The 17,245-nt window shown below is 71.4% G+C and carries 17 protein-coding genes and 1 pseudogene; 14 read left to right on the top strand and 4 right to left on the bottom strand.

The features are described from left to right. Positions 1–94: 94 nt before the first annotated feature. Positions 95–1,624: a DHA2 family efflux MFS transporter permease subunit gene (locus tag RKE29_RS18245; RefSeq protein WP_312006491.1), complete on the bottom strand. Its 1,530-nt coding sequence runs from the start codon at positions 1,622–1,624 to the stop codon at positions 95–97. A gap of 311 nt (positions 1,625–1,935) precedes the next feature. Here RKE29_RS18245 and RKE29_RS18240 point away from each other — a divergent pair, with 311 nt between their 5' ends. Next, on the top strand, positions 1,936–2,421 hold the full coding sequence (locus RKE29_RS18240; protein ID WP_312006490.1) for an NUDIX domain-containing protein: 486 nt from the start codon (positions 1,936–1,938) through the stop codon (positions 2,419–2,421). A gap of 206 nt (positions 2,422–2,627) precedes the next feature. Next, positions 2,628–3,047: a hypothetical protein gene (locus RKE29_RS18235; protein WP_312006489.1), complete on the top strand. Its 420-nt coding sequence runs from the start codon at positions 2,628–2,630 to the stop codon at positions 3,045–3,047. 446 nt (positions 3,048–3,493) lie between these two features. On the opposite strand, the gene RKE29_RS18230 is transcribed toward RKE29_RS18235, so the two are convergent. Then, on the bottom strand, positions 3,494–3,907 hold the full coding sequence (locus RKE29_RS18230; RefSeq protein WP_312006492.1) for an NUDIX hydrolase: 414 nt from the start codon (positions 3,905–3,907) through the stop codon (positions 3,494–3,496). Between the two features lie 3 nt (positions 3,908–3,910). Next, positions 3,911–4,570: pseudogene (locus tag RKE29_RS18225) on the bottom strand (NUDIX hydrolase); the annotation flags it as partial. 1,199 nt (positions 4,571–5,769) lie between these two features. Here RKE29_RS18225 and RKE29_RS18220 point away from each other — a divergent pair. The 7 genes from RKE29_RS18220 to fxlM all read left to right on the top strand — a co-directional run bounded on the left by RKE29_RS18220 (position 5,770) and on the right by fxlM (position 11,798). Beyond that, a complete protein-coding gene (locus tag RKE29_RS18220; RefSeq protein WP_312006488.1) occupies positions 5,770–6,279 on the top strand; it encodes a nucleoside-diphosphate kinase in 510 nt (169 codons plus the stop codon). Positions 6,280–6,353: 74 nt separating this feature from the next. Further along, a complete protein-coding gene (locus RKE29_RS18215; protein ID WP_312006487.1) occupies positions 6,354–6,653 on the top strand; it encodes a hypothetical protein in 300 nt (99 codons plus the stop codon). Between the two features lie 166 nt (positions 6,654–6,819). Continuing rightward, positions 6,820–7,413, top strand: coding sequence for a CYTH domain-containing protein (locus tag RKE29_RS18210; protein WP_312006486.1), 594 nt, complete (start codon positions 6,820–6,822; stop codon positions 7,411–7,413). Positions 7,414–7,451: 38 nt separating this feature from the next. Next, complete coding sequence (locus tag RKE29_RS18205; protein ID WP_312006485.1) at positions 7,452–8,219, top strand: HD domain-containing protein; 768 nt, start codon at positions 7,452–7,454, stop codon at positions 8,217–8,219. Beyond that, on the top strand, positions 8,219–9,613 hold the full coding sequence (locus RKE29_RS18200) for a hypothetical protein (RefSeq protein ID WP_312006484.1): 1,395 nt from the start codon (positions 8,219–8,221) through the stop codon (positions 9,611–9,613). Before RKE29_RS18205 ends, RKE29_RS18200 begins: the two co-directional genes overlap by 1 nt. A 31-nt stretch (positions 9,614–9,644) precedes the next feature. Further along, positions 9,645–10,388, top strand: coding sequence for a methyltransferase domain-containing protein (locus tag RKE29_RS18195; protein ID WP_312006483.1), 744 nt, complete (start codon positions 9,645–9,647; stop codon positions 10,386–10,388). A gap of 177 nt (positions 10,389–10,565) precedes the next feature. After that, complete coding sequence (fxlM, locus tag RKE29_RS18190) at positions 10,566–11,798, top strand: methyltransferase, FxLD system (RefSeq protein WP_312006482.1); 1,233 nt, start codon at positions 10,566–10,568, stop codon at positions 11,796–11,798. Positions 11,799–11,911: 113 nt separating this feature from the next. Here fxlM and RKE29_RS18185 read toward each other — a convergent pair whose 3' ends face one another. After that, positions 11,912–12,463 (bottom strand): ATP-binding protein, encoded by a 552-nt coding sequence (locus tag RKE29_RS18185; RefSeq protein WP_312006481.1) that lies wholly within the window; start codon positions 12,461–12,463, stop codon positions 11,912–11,914. A gap of 203 nt (positions 12,464–12,666) precedes the next feature. On the opposite strand from RKE29_RS18185, the gene RKE29_RS18180 reads away from it, so the two are divergent. The 5 genes from RKE29_RS18180 to RKE29_RS18160 form a co-directional block, all read left to right on the top strand. After that, positions 12,667–13,602: a hypothetical protein gene (locus RKE29_RS18180; RefSeq protein ID WP_312006480.1), complete on the top strand. Its 936-nt coding sequence runs from the start codon at positions 12,667–12,669 to the stop codon at positions 13,600–13,602. Between the two features lie 147 nt (positions 13,603–13,749). Further along, a complete protein-coding gene (locus RKE29_RS18175) occupies positions 13,750–14,487 on the top strand; it encodes a YcnI family protein (protein WP_312006479.1) in 738 nt (245 codons plus the stop codon). 129 nt (positions 14,488–14,616) lie between these two features. Next, a complete protein-coding gene (locus RKE29_RS18170) occupies positions 14,617–15,276 on the top strand; it encodes an SCO family protein (protein WP_312006478.1) in 660 nt (219 codons plus the stop codon). Next, positions 15,273–15,731 (top strand): copper chaperone PCu(A)C, encoded by a 459-nt coding sequence (locus RKE29_RS18165; RefSeq protein ID WP_312006477.1) that lies wholly within the window; start codon positions 15,273–15,275, stop codon positions 15,729–15,731. The genes RKE29_RS18170 and RKE29_RS18165 overlap by 4 nt, the downstream gene beginning before the upstream one ends. 5 nt (positions 15,732–15,736) lie before the next feature. Next, positions 15,737–17,245: copper resistance protein CopC (locus tag RKE29_RS18160; protein ID WP_312006476.1), on the top strand; the 1,509-nt coding region annotated here is incomplete at its 3' end.

The raw sequence follows: 17,245 nt of genomic DNA, 5'->3' as shown, positions 1-17,245 counted from the left end.
ACGGGCGGCGCGTCAGGGCTGACCGGCGGAGGTCAGGGCTGACCGCCCGGGGATCAGGTCAGGACTGACCGGCGGCGGGCCCCGGACCCGGGGCTCACGGCTCCCGTCCCTGGGCGGGCGGCGCGTCCAGCGGACAGTGCAGCCGGTGCCGGGCCGGTGGGCCGGCCGGCGCCGGGCGGGGCCCGCGGAGGGCGACCGCGGACAGCGCCCCGGCGGCGACGCACAGCCCGGCGCAGATCAGGCTCGCGGTGTGGAATCCGGCCGAGAACCGCGCCGGGTCGGCGTAGGCGGCGCTGGTGATGCCGGCCGCGGCGGGCAGCACGGCGACGGCGACGAGCCCGGCGGCCCGGGCCACGTCGTTGTTGACCGCCGAGGCCATGCCGGCGTGCCGGGCCGGGGCGGCGGCCAGCACGGTCGCGGTCAGCGGCGCGACGGTCGCGGCCAGCCCGAAGCCGAAGACGACGACGGCGGGCAGCACCTCGGTCACGTAGTCCCCGGTGCGGCCGACGCGGAGGAACAGCAGCATCCCCAGGCCCACGAGTACCGGCCCGAGGCTCATCTGCGGGCGCGGCCCGATCCGGGTGGCGAGGCTGCCGGACCGGGCGGACAGCACGAGCATCAGGGCGGTGGCGGGCAGCAGCGACACGCCCGCCTCCAGGGCGGTGTAGCCCGACACCTGCTGAAGCTGGAGGGGCAGCAGGAACATGACGCCGCTGAGCGCGCCGTACAGGATGAACGTCACGACGTTCGTGGCGGTGAACGCGGCCGAGGAGAACAGGCCGAGCGGCAGCATCGGCGCGGCCGTACGCCGCTCCCAGGCCACGAACGCCCCGGTCAGCAGCGCGCCCCCGACCAGGGTGACCAGCACGGCGGGGCTGTCCCAGCCGCGTGCCGGGCCCTCGATCAGCCCGTAGGACAGCCCGGCGAGCCCGGTGGCGATGAGCGTGGCGCCGACGGTGTCGACGGGCCCGGTGGCGGCCGGGTCGCGGGACTCGGGCACGTACCGCCGGGCCACGACGACCACCGCGACGGCGACCGGCAGGTTGATGGCGAAGATCAGCCGCCAGGACGCGGCCTGCACCAGCAGCCCGCCCAGAAACGGCCCCACGGCGGTGGCCACCCCGCTCAGCCCCGACCAGGCGCCGATGGCCCGGCCCCGGTCCTCGGGCCGGAAGGACGCCTCAAGAATGGCCAGGCTGCCGGGCGCGAGCAGCGCGGCGCCGACGCCCTGGAGCGCGCGGGCGGCCACGAGAACCGGAGCGTTCGGGGCCACGCCGCACAGCACCGACGCGAGCGCGAACCAGACGGTCCCGACCACGAACAGCCGCCTGCGCCCGTACCGGTCGCCGAGCGCCCCGGCGACCAGCAGCAGCCCGGCCAGCGTCAGGGTGTACGCGGTGACGACCCACTGAAGGGTGGTCAGCCCGGTGCCGTAGTCGCGCCCGATGGCGGGCAGCGCGATGCCGACGACGGTCGCGTCGATGGAGGCCATCGCGGACCCGAGCACGGTCGCGAGCAGCACCCACCGCCCCCGCGCGTCGGCGTAGGAGAGCACGACGTCGGCGCCCTCACCGGGCCCGGGCGGCGGCCCGGAGGTCGTTCCTGCGGTCGGACGGCTCGTCATGGGCTGGCGTCACCTGTCGTGGGCCGGTGCGCGGGCGGAAGGCCCGGCAGGGGTGCCCTGATGGTGCCACGCCGACCTGCGCACGGCTTCGCCGCCGGTCCGCGAAGGCCGGCGGGCCGACCGTTTGCCTCGGCCAGGACCACCCGGCCAGGCTACGAGCCTTCAAGGCTGTCGTGGGCCGCCGCGGTACGCATCGCCAAGGCGGCGCCCAGGCAACGGACCGCCTCCGGCCGTAACCCTTCACGGAACCGCTGCCGCTCGGGCGACCGCGGACCGGCGATGGCCCTGGGCAGTGAGGAAGCATCAATGCCATGTCTGACTACATAAGTTGGCTGCGCTCACATGTCGGTCCTGCCCCGATCCAGCTCGTCTTCGCCGCGGTCTGCGTCGTTGACGAAGACCGGGTGCTCCTCCAACGCCGGGGAGACGACGGCGCCTGGGGCTTCCCCGGCGGCGCCGTCGAACTCGGGGAGTCCGCCGAAGAGGCCGCGGTCCGCGAGGTCGGGGAGGAAACCGGGCTCGACGTACGGGTCACCGAACTGCTTGGCATATACACCAAATACTGGCACACCTACCCGAACGGAGACAGGGCCCAGCCCATCACGGCGTTCTTCCGCGGCACACCGATCGGCGGAAGCCTGCATGAGACCGACGACCGTGCCGGGGCACCGCCTGGCGCCGAGACGCTTGAAGTGCGCTACTTCCACCTCGATGCCCCGCCACAGCCCCTCACCAACCAGCAGCACGCGGACGCCCTGGCGGACCTGCGCGCTGGACGCAGCGCCGTCCATCGCTGAACGGGCACTTCCCCGGACCCGGGTCGAGGAGGCTGACCTGCGCCGATGCCCCGAGACCACCGGTGACCCAGCGGAGACGCCTTCCAGCGCTTCGCACCGGTCGCCGGTGGTTTCCGGGCTCGTGTGCCCTGGATGTGCCTTCGTCGGAGCCGCTCCGGGCTCTGCCAGGCTTGCCTGGGACGGTACGAGGCCGGATGGAGTGCAGAATGCCGGAGGAGGCGGGAGAAGCCGAGCCCTTCACGCGGGACGGGCTGCGGCCGGTGTGTGGGATCTGCCCGTCGCTGCGGTTTCCTGGCGGCGGCTTCGACGTGGTCGAGCGGCCGTCGCGGGAGTGCCCGTTCGACGCGGAAACCGGTTTCCGGTTTACGGCGGGTGGGGTGCCGGTGTGTGTGCATCCGGAGCGGGTGGGACTTCCGGCGGCGCCGTACGCGACGGAGGGGTTGCCACTGCCGTGGCTGGCGCCGCCGCCGTCGGAGCGTGCGGGATTCGTGGGGTGGTTCCGGGCGGCGTTGACCGCGGCACCGCCCGACGCGTGCTCGCAGGTGATCGAGCAGGCCGCGGCCTTCCTGCGCGCGGAGGATCCGCAGGTGGACGTCGCGGCGATGCTGCGGGAGGCGCTGAGCTGACGAGCTCGTCAAAGGTGATGTTGCGCTGGCAAGTCGATCGAAGCGAACCCGTTACCACGGTGGAGGGCGTCCGCGCCGAACCGGCCGACGACTACTGGGCCACGCCCGACGGAGTAAGGAGGCCGGAGCCAGCCGCCCCGCTACGACGCCTTCAGCAGGCTGTCCGCCTTCCACTTGAGGATCGTGTGACGGGGGCGCCGGGCTGACCTGCGCCGATGCCCCGAAACCACCGGTGACCAGCGAAAACGCCTCTCAGCGCTTCGCACTGGTCACCGGTGGTTTCCGGCCTCGTGTGCCCTGGATGTGCCCCGTCGAAGGCTCTCGCCTGACCATGCGCTGGCCCTCTACGAGCGGCGCGGCATCAGCGACGCAGAGGGCTGTAGAACCGCTCTGGTGGCTGGTGGCCCTTGCTCCCCGTGTGTCGGCTGCCTGCGCCAGGGGAGCGCCTACCGGAGCAGCGTCTCGTCCAGGTACGCCTGAACCGGCTCGTAGAGGCCGTAGGGCACGTACTCCGGGATCTCGGCGTGCGCGCACCACGCGAGTTCGGCGAGTTCCTCGGTGTCCGCCACGTGGGCGGTGCCGGAGACCACGTCGCATGCCGTGTAGGACATGAGCCTCTGTGTCTTGGGGTGCACGCGCTCGCCGAGGAGCTTGGCTGGGGCGACCTTCAGGCCGACCTCCTCGAACGTCTCACGGACGGCCGCTTCCGCCGCCGACTCACCCGGTTCGATCTCCCCTGCGGGGAACTGCCACGAGAGCTGGCCTTCCTTCACCCGGCGCCGGACCATCAGGACCCGCCCTTCGTGGACGATGATCGCGGCCGAGATACCCGGGCGGTCGTCAGCCGCAGGCTCCGTCATGGTCTCCTCCAAGGCGGTCAAGATCGGTGGAAAGATCCTATGGGTGGGGATGAAGCGGCTCACCGCGTTTCTCGGCGCCCACATCACGTCCACGTTCTCTACGACGTCACCGTTTCTGGCCTCACCGGCCAGGTACTCACACAGGAAGTACTCGCAGTGCACCCCGGTGACAGGGTGGACGCGGCTGCCGAGCCCTTGCCGGACGGCGCAGTGCACTCCTGTCTCGTTCAGGGTCTCGCGGACGGTGGCTGTCTCCGGCCGCACTCCGGGCTTGATCACTCCTGCGGGGAACTGCCACGTGAGCCCGGAGGAGTCGGCATCGCGACGGCAGACCATCAGGACATCGTCCTCGCGGATCACGACGGCGATCGCGACGCGAAGCGCCTGGGGCGCGGGCTCGCCGATCTCCGTGCCCTGGCCGCTGCTGTCTTCGCCCGAGGCCAACATCGCGAACCGCTTGCGCACCGATGGCGCTGCCCTCTCGTGCACCTCGTCCAGGAGCTGCTGCATCTCGGCCCGGGGCACGATGCCGGGATCGGCGTGCCACGTGGCGACGGTACGGAGTGCGATGCCCAGATGGTTGGCGAAGGCTTCGTTGGTCATACGGAGAGCCGACTGGAGCGCGCAGGCGTAGCGGCCGCTCCAGATGCCGATCACTTCCATCAGCGCCTCCGACGTCTCCCTCGTAGGTGCCGTGCACGGCAGGTGCATCGCCGCTGCGTGCTCGATGCACTGCCCGTTCATAGTGGGCCGACCGCCGAGCCGGTTGACTCATATACACGCAGTCCAAGGCCGCCACCGGCCTCGCCGCACCCACGGCGGGGCGGGTGGGGTCCCAGCTCGCCGAAGAGGAACCAGCACGCCGGACTCGCAGAGTCTAGTGCGAAAGCCTTCAGCGGACCGACGAGTTGGGACACCGGACCGAGGACGTGCATGGCCGCGCCTCTCACGGCCGCCTCGTCACATGAGCGGTCTTGAGGCTGCGGTTGAAGATCGCCGTCCGGGCGGGCAGGCTGCTCGTCCGCCCGGACGGTCAGGCGGCCCGCCCCGAGTCAACCTCCCGCTGCTGAAGCGGACCGCGAACCGCACCGAATCCGTGGAGGCCCAAGGATGGACACCGCATCACGCAATCAGACGGACGCGGCCCCGACTGGCACTCGACGCTCTGCCGCCAGCGACAGCGGCGAGGCATCGGTTCCCGAGTGGCCGACTGACGGCACTCTCGTGACCGATGTCAGGACCGGCCGCAAGGGGAAGGTGCAGCCATGGCCGTACTCGTCGGCCAGCGTGCCCTCCCACGTCTGGCTGCGACCGGTGGGTGGCGGGCGCGAGTGGACGGCGAAACTCTCGGATCTCCGCCCCGTCGACGGCGAGGACGAGGCATGAAACCGCTTGCACTATGGGGGCGCTTCACGTGGGCTTCGGGCACCTGCTTTCGGTGCGACCGAGTCGGAGTCGAGGTCGCGGTCATCGGGTCCATCACGGCGCGGGGCATCGAGGTGGATGTACGTGCCTGTCGCGCGTGTGTCTTCCACCTGGAGCAGTTGCACTGGACGCTCGTCATGCGGGACCACAGCGGCTCCTCGGGCGCTGGGATCCAGCCCCGAGCGGGGCCGGTAGCAGCCGTCGAGCCGGTTGGCGGCGTGGACCACGCGCGGAGCCATCCCCCGCATGGAGCGGATTCGGCGCCGGGTCCGCAGCCGGAGCGGCGTTGGTCGCGAAGAGCGACGCGGGCGCCCGGCCGACATCGCCTGCGGTAGGTCGCCCGTCAGACGATGACCGCCCTTCCAGCACCGGTAGCCTCAGTCGGTGACGGCGCTTACTGCCCGTCATTCCGCATGCCCGTAGCTGAGAGGGAACCGATGCCCCCCAACCAGGAACCGACGCCGGAGCGCACTCTCGTGCTCCTCAAGCCCGACGCGGTGGTCCGCGGCTTCGCCGGGAAGATCATCAGTCGATTCGAGGACGCGGCGCTGAAGATCGTCGGTGTCAAGATGAAGCAGATGGACGCGGAGTTCACCCGGCGCCACTACTTCGACCTGGAGGAGCGGCTCGGCTCCGAGGTCTACAACTTCACCGCCGCGTTCATGCAGCAGGGGCCGGTTATCGCGCTCGTGCTGGAGGGCTTCGACGCGGTCGCCACGGTCCGCAAGATCGTCGGGAGTACCTATCCCAACGAGGCTCCGGCTGGCACGGTGCGGGGAGACTTCTCGCACTACGGCAAGGCCGCCAGCATCGCCTCGGGGAAGGCGGTGGCGAACCTGGTCCACGCTTCCGGCAACAAGGAGGAGGCCGACCAAGAGGTGGAGCTGTGGTTCGACAAGGACGAGCTGCACGAATACCGGACACTCGCGGAGATCTACACCTACTGAGCGCAGTCGGCGTCACCGACGGAACGTCGGCGCGTTGAGCACCACCGAGGCACCACCGCACAAGAGAGGGCAGCATGACCAACCAGACCCGCCTCGCTTCCGTCGGCGAGTTGGAGAGCAGCTTCCAGCGGGAACTGGCGACGGACCGCTGGGCCGCGGCTGAAACCGCGTACGCGCTCGCCGTGCTCAACCGTGACGGAGGCGACTGGCCCCAATCCCGCGAATGGGTGAAGCAGTGCCTGCGGCTGCTGGAGGGCTTCCCGAGCGAGACACTGGAGCAGGTCGCCACCACCCGTCTCTCGGTGGGCGGCGTCCCGCTCCCCACCTACCTGCACGACGGTGTCGTACGCGACCGCTTCGGCGAGACCGCCTGACGCACACATCCCCTTACTGACGTACGACACGGCGGTGCGGTCGAGCACGGCCCGCTGACCGCACCGCCCAGTTCCTCTTCCCCCGTATCGCCGCATCCGGACCATGCGGGCCCGCCTCACCTGGTTCGGGCGGATCACCCATGCCTACTGCAAGGAGAAGAGAGCATTGGCCATCGAGATCGAGATGCGCGCCCGGTTCGACAGGGAAGCCCATGACCGGCTCCTCTCGCACCTGGCGCGGGACGGAGAGGACCTGGGCTGTGACGACAAGCACATCTACTTCTACGTCCTGCCCGACAAGCTGTTGAAGGTCACCGACAATACCGCCTCTGGCTCAGCGAAGATCACGCTCAAAGACAGCAAGATCGGCCAGGGCGCGGCCTTCCCCGAGACCGAGATCGCCATTACTCGCGAGGACGTCCCGGCTGCCGTCCGTATCTTCAACGCCCTCGGCTTCGAGGCCGAGATGCACGAAGCGTTCAACCAACGCCGCAACTTCCGTTACCACGGAGTCGAGATCGCCGTGAAATGGAGCGAGGCGTGGGGGCACCACGCGGAGTTCGAGGTACTGCTCGATGACTCGGCGAGCGCCGCCGCACAGGAGGAGGCTGTCGCGCGCATCCGAACGGTCGCCGAGGAACTGGACGTGACGCTGATGAGCGAGCAGGAACTCGCCGCCTTCACCGCCGCCTTCGAGGCCGCCGAGCGGGACCGCAAGGAGCAGGGGCAGCGCGCCGCCCATCCCGCGCCCGAAAGCTGAGCCGTCCGCCTTCGCAGACCGCCGAGGAGGTGGGCCTGATGAGCACGCCCCTGCCGACCGGCAGCCTAGTCGAGTTGGCTGCGCGCAAGCAGTTACCGCACCACCAGTTCACCGACCACGCCACACTGCGCTGGATCGAATCGAACCGGCCGGACTTCCCCGACGACTCGCCCCTGCTCCTCCGTTCCGCCTCGCAACGGCTGCTCCACCGGTGTGCACTCCCCGCCCACTGGCTGGCCGAGCCCAAAACCACCGATTCGCTGCACGGAATCCGCCACGGTATGCGCACGGCGGTCCTGGCGGCCCTGCTGGCCGAGTCCGCAGGTATGGATGAGGAAGACACCGCCACACTCATCGTGGCTGCGGCGGTACACGACTGCCGCCGTCTCCACGACAAGGACGACCGCGGGCACGGCGCCCGTGCGGCGCGCTGGCTCACCGAGAACCAGGACACCGTCTGGAGCCACTTCGGCCTCACCCCGATACCGAGGCATGTAGGCCGGGCTGCCGTCGCCGTACGCCTGCACGATCTGCCGTACGCCGCCTTCAGTGCCGACGACCGAGCGGACCACGCCCGCTCCGAGCAGATCAGCGATCTCCTCAAGGCGGCGGACGCGCTGGACCGGTACCGGCTGCCGAAGCTGAGCTGGTGGCCGGACTCGGCTCACGTCCGCGCGAACGCCTTCGACCAGTTGCGCACGACCGCCTTCGACCTGGTCGTGTCTTCCGAAGCTGCCCACCTGGCCGGAGCCGAGAGCGCCGAGGCGGTCTTCACGGCCCTCGAACAGCGGGAGCTGATCACCTGATGGACTTCATCGACGCCTACCAGCAGTGGGCCGACGCGCACGTGTTCTACGGAACGGCCCACATCCCCGGCCCCGCCACGCACGCCGACCCACTCGCCGATCGGGCGGCGGCGTGGGAAGCCCGACTCGTGGAGGAGACCCCCAACGGGCGGCTTCTCCGGCACAACGCGCTCTTCGACGCCCTCACCAGGGGCGGGAAGCTGCATCTGCTGCACGTCACCCACGCGCTGGAGCAGATCAGCGAACACGGCATCCTCTACCCCTCCGGTGGCTGTCTGGTCGGCAGCATCTACTGCGCACCGCTCAGCGTGAGCGGAAGCGGCTTCCGCATGCACAACCTCGCCGCCTACGTACTCACCAAGGAGGCACCGGCCTTCGTCGCGAAGGTCGGCGAGCCAGGCAGCGCACCCACCCCGCTGATCTTCGAGGTGAACCTCCCGCCCCAGGCGTACCGAGGGCTTGCCGGTGTGGACTACCTGCGCCTGGGGTCCATCCACCTGGAAATCTACCGCCGCCTCGAATATCTTCTGTCCAAGGCAGAGCGGCACCAACTGCGCGAGACGATCGTCAGCAGGACGAAGAACTCCACGGCCTTTCTGGCCCTCACTGCGGCGATCGTTTACCAGAGCGCCTCCGTGCGGCCGGAGCAGTTCCTACGGCTACTGGACGAGACGATCCCTCGCCTGCCGATCCTCGGCTACCTGTACTTCGAGGCGTTGGCCGAGTATCTGATGCTGCACTCTACGACGGCACAGACCAAGGAACGGGCCGAGCGCGGAGAGTTCAACAACTGGCTTTACAAGGAGATGCTTTTCGAGTCGTTCCCGCACATGTCAGGGAAGTTCGACCTCGCGAAGTTCCGGCCTTCCCCGAGCGAGTTGGACTCGCTCATCGCGCGAATCGATCACACGATTGATACTGGGCATGCCCGCGCCTATCTCACCGAGCGCATCAGCTTCCTGGTCGCGGCCCGACTGTTCACTCCCGGCGAGGTCCCGGAAGCCTGGCACCACACCCGCTGGGAGTTCGACAGCCTGTCCGGTCAATTCGGCCCGTTACTGGGACACCTGATCCACCGGGAACTGCGGACCTTCGGACGCTACCCGGATTTCTACTTCTACTTCGATCAGCACAAGGCGCTCCAGGCGTGGAACTACTGGAACCACATGGACATCGTGACGCCATTCAACGGGACGATTCCCAAGGGTGAGATAGGCATCAATCCCGCATACCCGGAACTCGACTACCGCATATGGCGTGCCGAGCAGGACGACACGGGGCGCCTCCATCCAGCCGAGCAACTGGACCTGACCATCGCTCCCAGGCTCGTGGACATCAAGTACACCCTGATGCGCAACAACCAATGGACAGAGCCCGCCACTGCGGCCGCGTGACACCGGTAAGCCGATTAAGGACTCGCCGCTGATGAAGTACCTCGATACGACCACTTCCGCGATCGATGACCTCAGTAAGCAGATCGCCGACCTCCTCCGGAACCCCGCAATCTCCCATGGCCTGGCTCGGACTCTGCGCGCCACCGCAAAGGAGGTAGGGCTCTATCGGAACCACCGCGCCAGCCAGAAGGCATGGCCCGACGGCCGGATCGATGAAGCACCGACGAAGGTGCAGATAGGCGGCGGCGCTCATCGCATCGATGGCTTCTACAACATCGATGCCGTGCCGCCTGCCGACCTCCTGTGGGACGTACGCGAGGGAATACCTCTACGGGACGCCACCGTGCGATTCCTGTTCTCGGAACACTTCCTGGAACACATCGACTACCCGAGGTCCGCCAAACTCTACGCCAGCGAGGCGTACCGCGTTCTGACACCTGGCGGACAGGTCATCACTGGTGTTCCCGACGCCGCTTTCGTGCTTGACCAGTACCCGGCGCCACCGCAGCAGACCGCCGAAATGATCGAACGGTGGTACTCGAAGCGAAGCTGTCTCGGCGACATCAACACCTACCTCGATCTGATCAACTATGTATTCCGCGACCAAGACGACGATGCCACGTACAACCCTCATTACTGGGCCTATGACCACGAGAAGCTGGTACAACTCTTCACCGAGGCAGGCTTCAGTACTGTCGAGCCCTGGGATTTCGACCCTGCTCTAGCGAATACTAAGCGGGAATGGGGCAGCGTTTACGTCATAGCCCGGAAATAGTGGCTGGCCGCCCGGCCAGCGCCCGCCGCCAAGCCGGTGGACCGCACTGTGGCCGACGAGGCGATCCGCCAATCCCCGCGCGGGAATCCGGATGGCCCGGCAGAGGAGGTCTCACGGCACGACGGGGGCGGACTCCACCGGGCCCTCGGGGTGCTGTGGCTCCCCGGCGGGCACCTCATGGAAGGACTTGTCGACACGCTGATGAACACCACCCCCACCTCGCCCGAAGACCTGCGCGCCCGCCTGCTCGACCTGCTCACCGCCGAAGGAACCCTGACGTCCGACCGCGTCGAGACGGCCATGCGCGAGGTCCCCCGCCACGAGTTCGTGCCCGCCGCCAGCCTTGAGGAGGCGTACGCGGACCAGGCGGTGATCACCAAGCGCGGCAGCGACGGCGCCGCGTTGAGCTGCGCGTCCATGCCGTCCGTGGTGGCCATGATGCTTCAGCAGCTCGACGTCCGCCCCGGCCAGCGCATCCTGGAAATCGGCGCGGGCACCGGCTACAACGCCGCCCTGCTCGCCCACCTGACCGGCAAGGAAGGCCAGGTCACCACCGTCGACATCGACCCCGAAGTCACCGCCGCGGCCGAGAAGGCGCTGGAGGCCACGGGCTACGGCTGCGTGCACGTGACCACCCGGGGCGGGGTGCTCGGCGACTCCGAGCACGCACCCTACGACCGGCTGATCCTCACCGTCGGCGCCTGGGACCTCCCGCCCGCCTGGTGGGACCAGCTCGCCGTGGGCGGGCGCCTGGTGGTGCCCCTGCGCTGGCGCGGCCAGACCCGCTCGGTCGCCTTCGTCCGCGAGGCCGACTCCCTGCGCTCCGACGACGTCGAGCTGTGCGGCTTCGTCCCCATGGTCGGCCAGGACGGAGAACACGACGGCGCCATCGACGAAGGCGGGCACGTCACCCTGTACTGGGACACCGACCAGCCCATCGACCCCGCAGCCCTGCGCGAAGCCCTGAACCAGCCCAGGGCAGAGACGTGGTCCGGTGTGACGGTCGGCCCGTACGACTCCTTCGACGGCGTGTGGCTGCGCCTGACCGCCGCCGAACCCGACACCTGCCGCATCGCCGCCGACGCGACCGCCGTGGAGACCGGGCTGTGCACGCCTGCCATCCCCGTCCGCAGCCCCGCCCTGGCGGAGGGCGACTCGCTGGCGTACTTCGCCGTGCGCCGCCTGAAGCAGGAGGTCGACGGACGCCGCTCGGAACTCGGCGCGTACGGACACGGCCCGGCCGGGCAGCAACTCGCCGACAGGCTATGCGACCAGATCCGCGCCTGGGACACCGACCGCGCCGCCCAACCCGTCATCACCGCCCACCGCGCCCACACCCCCGACGACCGGCTCCCCAGCGGACGAATCATCGACAAGACCTCCACCCGCCTGGTGGTGGCCTTCCGATAGGTGTGGTCGTCCCAGTGGCTCGCAGCCCGCTGGCTCGGCTACGGCGGGCCGTCACCGTGGTCCTCAGAGCGGGCTGACCAGCCGTTTGCGCTGGTCGAAGCTGCCCTGGCCCGCTACGACGCCTTCAGCAGGCTGTCCGCCTTCCACTTGAGGATCTTGTCGAAGCTCACCACCACCCCGCTGCACCCCGGCCGGTCCCGGTAGCGCACGTGGTCGGTCAGGGCCTCGATCAGAAAGAGGCCCCGCCCATGCTCCGCATGGGCTGGGGCCGGCTGCCTCGTCGGGTGCGGTTGCGGTTGGGCGAGGGGCTGGGAGGCGGGCTCGGGGGTGGTGCGCGGGTGGGAGGCGGACGCGGGCTCGGGGCGGCGGTCCGTGGCCGGGGAGAGGGGCTCCTGGAGGGGGGCCGAGAAGCCGGGGCCGGAGTCCGTGACCTCGATGCGGCAGGTGTCGCCGTCGATGAAGGCCGTCACCCGGTAGGCATCGCTCGCGCCGTCGCCGCCCCCGTGCTCGACGGCGTTGGCGCACGCCTCGGACAGGGCGACTGACAGGTCGTAGGAGATGTCCGGGTCGACCCCGGCGGTCTCCATGGTGCCGAGCAGCAGGCGTCTGGCCAGGGGCACGCTCGCCGCTTCGCGGCGCAAGTGGAGAGACCACCAGATGCTCATGCTCCAGCCTCCCTGCCACGCCCACGGCTCGACATACCGTACGTATTGCCTGGCTTGGGGGAGTGTAAGCGTGCGAACCGCGTGACTCCGCTCATTTGGCCGACGCGCGAACGTCGCGAAAGGGTGTAGAGCCGTGTCCAGGTGTGCGGTGGTACGTCCCCGCCGTAGGCAGCCGGACGGCCGGGTGCGATGATATCGCCGCCATGCCTGCCCACCCGCCGTCCGTCCGTCGCCGCCCCCGGGGCCGTCCCCGCCCGGAGGCCGCCGCGCGCTCCGGCGCGCGGCCGCGGGCCGGGGCCGGGCTGCGGGCGCTGCGGGCCGCGCTGTTCACGGCGGTGTGCGTGCCGCTGGCCGCGGCCGGGCACGGGCTCGGGTCGTGCGCGGCGGTGCCGCTGTGGGCGGTCGGCCTGGGGTGCGTCGGGATGTTCGCCGTGGTGGCCCTGCTGGCCGGGCGCGAGCGGGCGCTGCCCGGGATCGCGGCCCTGCTCGCCGGGGGGCAGCTCGCGCTGCACACCCTCTTCGAGGCCGGGCAGCGGCACGCCGCGGGGAAGGTCGGTTTCCGGCCGTACGGCCCGTCCGGCGCGTACGGCCACGGGTCCGACGGCGTGGTCGCCCTCGCGCGGCGGCTGGCGTGCGCCCCCGGGCCGCGGCCGATGAGTGCCGCCGAGGCGCACGCCATCGTCGTACGCAGCGGGATCGACCCCGCGGTCGGCCACCTCGGCCACCTCGGCCACGGCGGTACCGGCGGGACGGGCGCGGCCGGCGGGTCCTCCGCGTGCCCGCCCGCTCTGCTCGTCTCCCTCCTGCCCTCCCTGCCCATGGTGCTCGGCCACCTGCTGGCCGCGGTCGTCGCGGGCTGGCTGCTGCGGCGCGGCGAGGTCGCGGTGTGGCGGGTGGTGCGGCTGTCGGCCGAGTCGGCGCGGTCGGCGCGCGGCGCGGCCGAGGAGGCGCTCGTACGGGCGCTGCGCACCGCTCTGCGGCTGGTACGGGCGCTGCGCGCCGGGCTGCCGGGGGCGCCGCCGCGCGTGCCGGGCGCGGGCGCGTACGGGCACGGGCGGCGTGAGCCGGGGCCGCGGGCCCTGGTGCTCCAGCACAGCGTGATCAGGCGAGGGCCGCCCGCGTACGGCCTCGCGGCCTGACGCGACGCGCTCCGGCACGGCCGGGGGCGGCCGCGCGGGTCGCCGCGTCCGCCACCGGAAACCGGTCATCCGGCCGTCCGGTCCGGTCATCCGGTCCGGTCGTCCGGCCATCCGGTCCTACCGACTATTTCGCCTGGAGCGCTCTCAATGCACCCGACCCGCGTCCGTCGCGTCCGTCGTGTTCTTCCCGTTCCCGCTGCCCGTCGCGCCCTGTTCGTCGCCGCCTGCGCGGCCGGCGCCGGGCTGCTCGCCGCCGCGCCCGCCCTCGCGCACGTCACCGTCCAGCCCAGGCAGGCCGACAAGGGCAGCTACAGCGTCATCAATTTCAAGGTGCCCAACGAGCGGGACAACGCCGCTACCGTGCAGCTCGACGTCACCTTCCCCGCCGACCACCCGCTCACCACGGTGATGCCGCAGCCGGTGCCCGGCTGGCAGGTCAAGGTCACCAAGAGCAAGCTCGACAAGCCGGTCGAGTCGCACGGCGAGCAGATCACCGAGGTGGTCAGCCGGGTCGTGTGGAGCGGCGGGCGGATCGAGCCGGGCACCTTCCAGCAGTTCCCGGTGTCGGTCGGCAAGCTGCCCGAGGACACCGACCGGCTCTTCTTCAAGGCGCTCCAGACCTACTCCAACAAGGAGGTCGTGCGCTGGATCCAGGAGCCGCGCGAGGGCCAGCCGGAGCCGGACAACCCCGCGCCCTCCCTCAAGCTCGTCTCCGCGCCCGACGAGGACGACGACCAGCACGGCGGCCACGCGGCGGCCGAGGCGGCGGACGGTGACGACGGCGGCGGCGACACCACCGCGCGCGTGCTCGGCGTCGTCGGCATCGTCGTGGGCGCGGGCGGCGTCGCCTTCGGCGCCCTCGCCTGGCGGCGGCGCACCGGCTGAGGCGGGCCCGTCCCGGCCGGCAGGTTCGCAGGCCGGGTCCGGGCCGTACGGCTGGTCCGTACGGCCCGGGCCCGGCCCGCCGCCCGGCTCCCACCCCCGTCTCCCCCGACCACGGAGAAATCGGCTCCCATGCCCACGCGTACCACCCTCACGGCCGCCGCCCTCGCGGCCGCCGCCGCGCTCACCCTCACCGCCTGCGGCGGCTCCGGCGACGACGACGGCAAGCCCCTGGCCGACGTCGAGGCGTCCGCCAAGACCGCGGCCGCCATCGCCCTCGACCAGCCCAAGGCCAAGCCCGACCTGATCCTCACCGACACCTCCGGCAAGCCGTACGACCTGATCAAGCAGACCGCCGGGCGCCCCACCCTCGTCTACTTCGGCTACACCTACTGCCCGGACGTCTGCCCGGTGATCATGAGCGACATCGGCATCGCCGCGCAGAAGCTGCCCAAGGCCGAGCGTGAACGGCTGCGGGTCGTGTTCGTCACCACCGACCCCGCGCGTGACACGCCCCAGCGGATGCGCCAGTGGCTCGACGCGCAGGGCGGGCAGGACTTCGTCGGCCTGACCGGCAGCTTCGACACCATCCAGGCCGCCGCCCGGCCGCTGGGGATCCTCGTGGAGAAGCCGAAGAAGGAGAAGGACGGCAGCGTCACCGTCAACCACGGCGCCCAGGTGGTCGCCTTCTCGCCCAAGGACGACCAGGGCCACTGGATCTACGGCACCGACACCACCGCCGAGCAGTACACCAAGGAGCTGCCGAAGATCGTCAAGGGGGAGAACCCGTGACGGCGGCCCGCGCGACCGCCGCCGCGCTCGCCCTCGGCGCGTGCGCCGTGCTGTCCGCCTGCGGGGGCGACGGAGGCGGTGCGGGGCGGCCCGAGCTGTCCGTCAGCGGCGCGTACATCCCGCAGCCGCCCATGGCCGACATGGCCGCGGGCTACCTGACCGTACGCAACACCGGGCGCGCCGCCGACACCCTGACCGCCGTGACCAGCCCGCTGTCCCGCGACGTCACGCTGCACACCACCACGGGCACCCGGATGCGGCAGGTCGGTTCACTGCCGGTCCCGGCGGACGGCGAGCTGCGGCTGGCCGGCGGCGGCTCGCACCTGATGTTCGCCGGGCTCGCGCACCGGCCGGAGGTCGGCGAGAAGATCCGCCTCACGCTGCGCTTCGCGGTGTCCGCGCCGCTCACCGTCACGGTGCCGGTCCAGCCGCTGACGTACCGGCCGGGGGGTTGAGGTCCATGGGGTGGCTCCCGGGAAATCGTCGTCACGCGCGGGAGGGCGTTTCCGGGCGCGCGCCCCGCGCGGCGCGGCCCCTGCCGCTGCTCGGCGCGCTGCTCGCCGCCCTCTTCGGCCTGCTGGCCCTCGGCGCCACCCCGGCGGCCGCGCACGCCGCGCTCACCGGCACCGACCCCGCCGACGGCTCGGTGCTCCAGACCGCGCCCCGCCAGGTCTCCCTCACCTTCTCCGAGGGCGTGCTGCTGTCCGCCGACTCGGTGCGCGTGCTCGACCCGCGCGGGCGGCGCGTGGAGGACGGCCGGGCCCGGCACCTGGACGGCAGGTCGAACACGGCCGCCGTCGCGCTGCACGCCGGGCTGCCCGACGGCACGTTCACGGTCGCCTGGCAGGCGGTGTCGGCCGACAGCCACCCGGTGGGCGGCGCGTTCACCTTCTCCATCGGCGCCCCGTCCAAGACCACCGTGAAGATCACCGGCGTACGGCCGGACGGCACGGTGGAGACGGTGTACGGGGCCGGGCGGTACGCCGCCTACGCCGGGTTCGCGCTGCTGGTGGGCGGCTGCGCCTTCGCCGGGCTCGCCCGGCCGACCCGGCAGGTGGCGCGGGTGGCGGTCGGGGGCTGGGCCGCGCTGTTCGCGGCGACGCTGCTGCTGTTGCTGCTGCGCGGCGCGTACACCGGCGGCAAGGGCGTCGGCGCGGCCTTCGACCTCGGCGGCCTCGGCGACGTGCTGTCCACCAAACCGGGCGCGGCCCTGCTGTCCCGGCTGGTGCTGCTCGCGGCGGCGGCGGTCTTCCTGGCCGTCCTGTTCGGCCCGTACGCCCGGCAGCGCGACCCCCGCCAGAGTCGCGACCTGGCCTTCGGGCTGGCCGTGGGCGGCGCGGTCGTCTCCGTCGGCCTCGCCGCGACCTGGGCGATGGCCGAACACGCCTCGGTCGGCCTCCAGTCCCGGCTCGCGATGCCGGTCGACGTGGCGCACCTGCTCGCCGTCGCCCTGTGGCTGGGCGGCCTGGCCGCGCTGCTGGCGAGCCTGTGGGCGGGGGACGCGGTGCCGGGCGCGGCGGTGCGGCGGTTCTCGCGGCTGGCGTTCGGGTGCGTGGTCGCGCTGGTCGGCACGGGCGTCTACCAGTCGTGGCGGCAGGTCGGCTCCTGGGACGCGCTGACCGGCACGTCCTACGGGCGGTGGCTGCTGGTCAAGGTCGGCCTGGTGGCGGTGCTGGTCGGGGTCGCGGCGGTCTCCCGCCGGTGGACGGGGCGGCTGGCGGCGGACGGCGGGCTCTCTGCGGAGGAGCAGGGCGGCGGGTCCGTATCGGCCGTACGCGCGCGTACGGAACGGACGGCGGGCCGTACCGACGTCGCGGGCGCCCCGGCAGGTCCGGCGGACGCCGCCGACGCCGCCGGTGCCGACGCCGCCGGTGCCGGTGCCGGTGCCGAAGGGTCCCGCGCCGCCGACCCCGTCCGCGCCGTCCAACTCGCGCGCCAGCGGGCCGCCGTGGCCCGGGCCGCCACCCGG

The organism is Streptomyces sp. B1866, assembly GCF_031932565.1.
GTDB lineage: Bacteria > Actinomycetota > Actinomycetes > Streptomycetales > Streptomycetaceae > Streptomyces.
The sequence above is the reverse complement of the archived record's forward strand: the minus strand, read 5'-3'. Positions and strand labels throughout refer to the sequence as shown.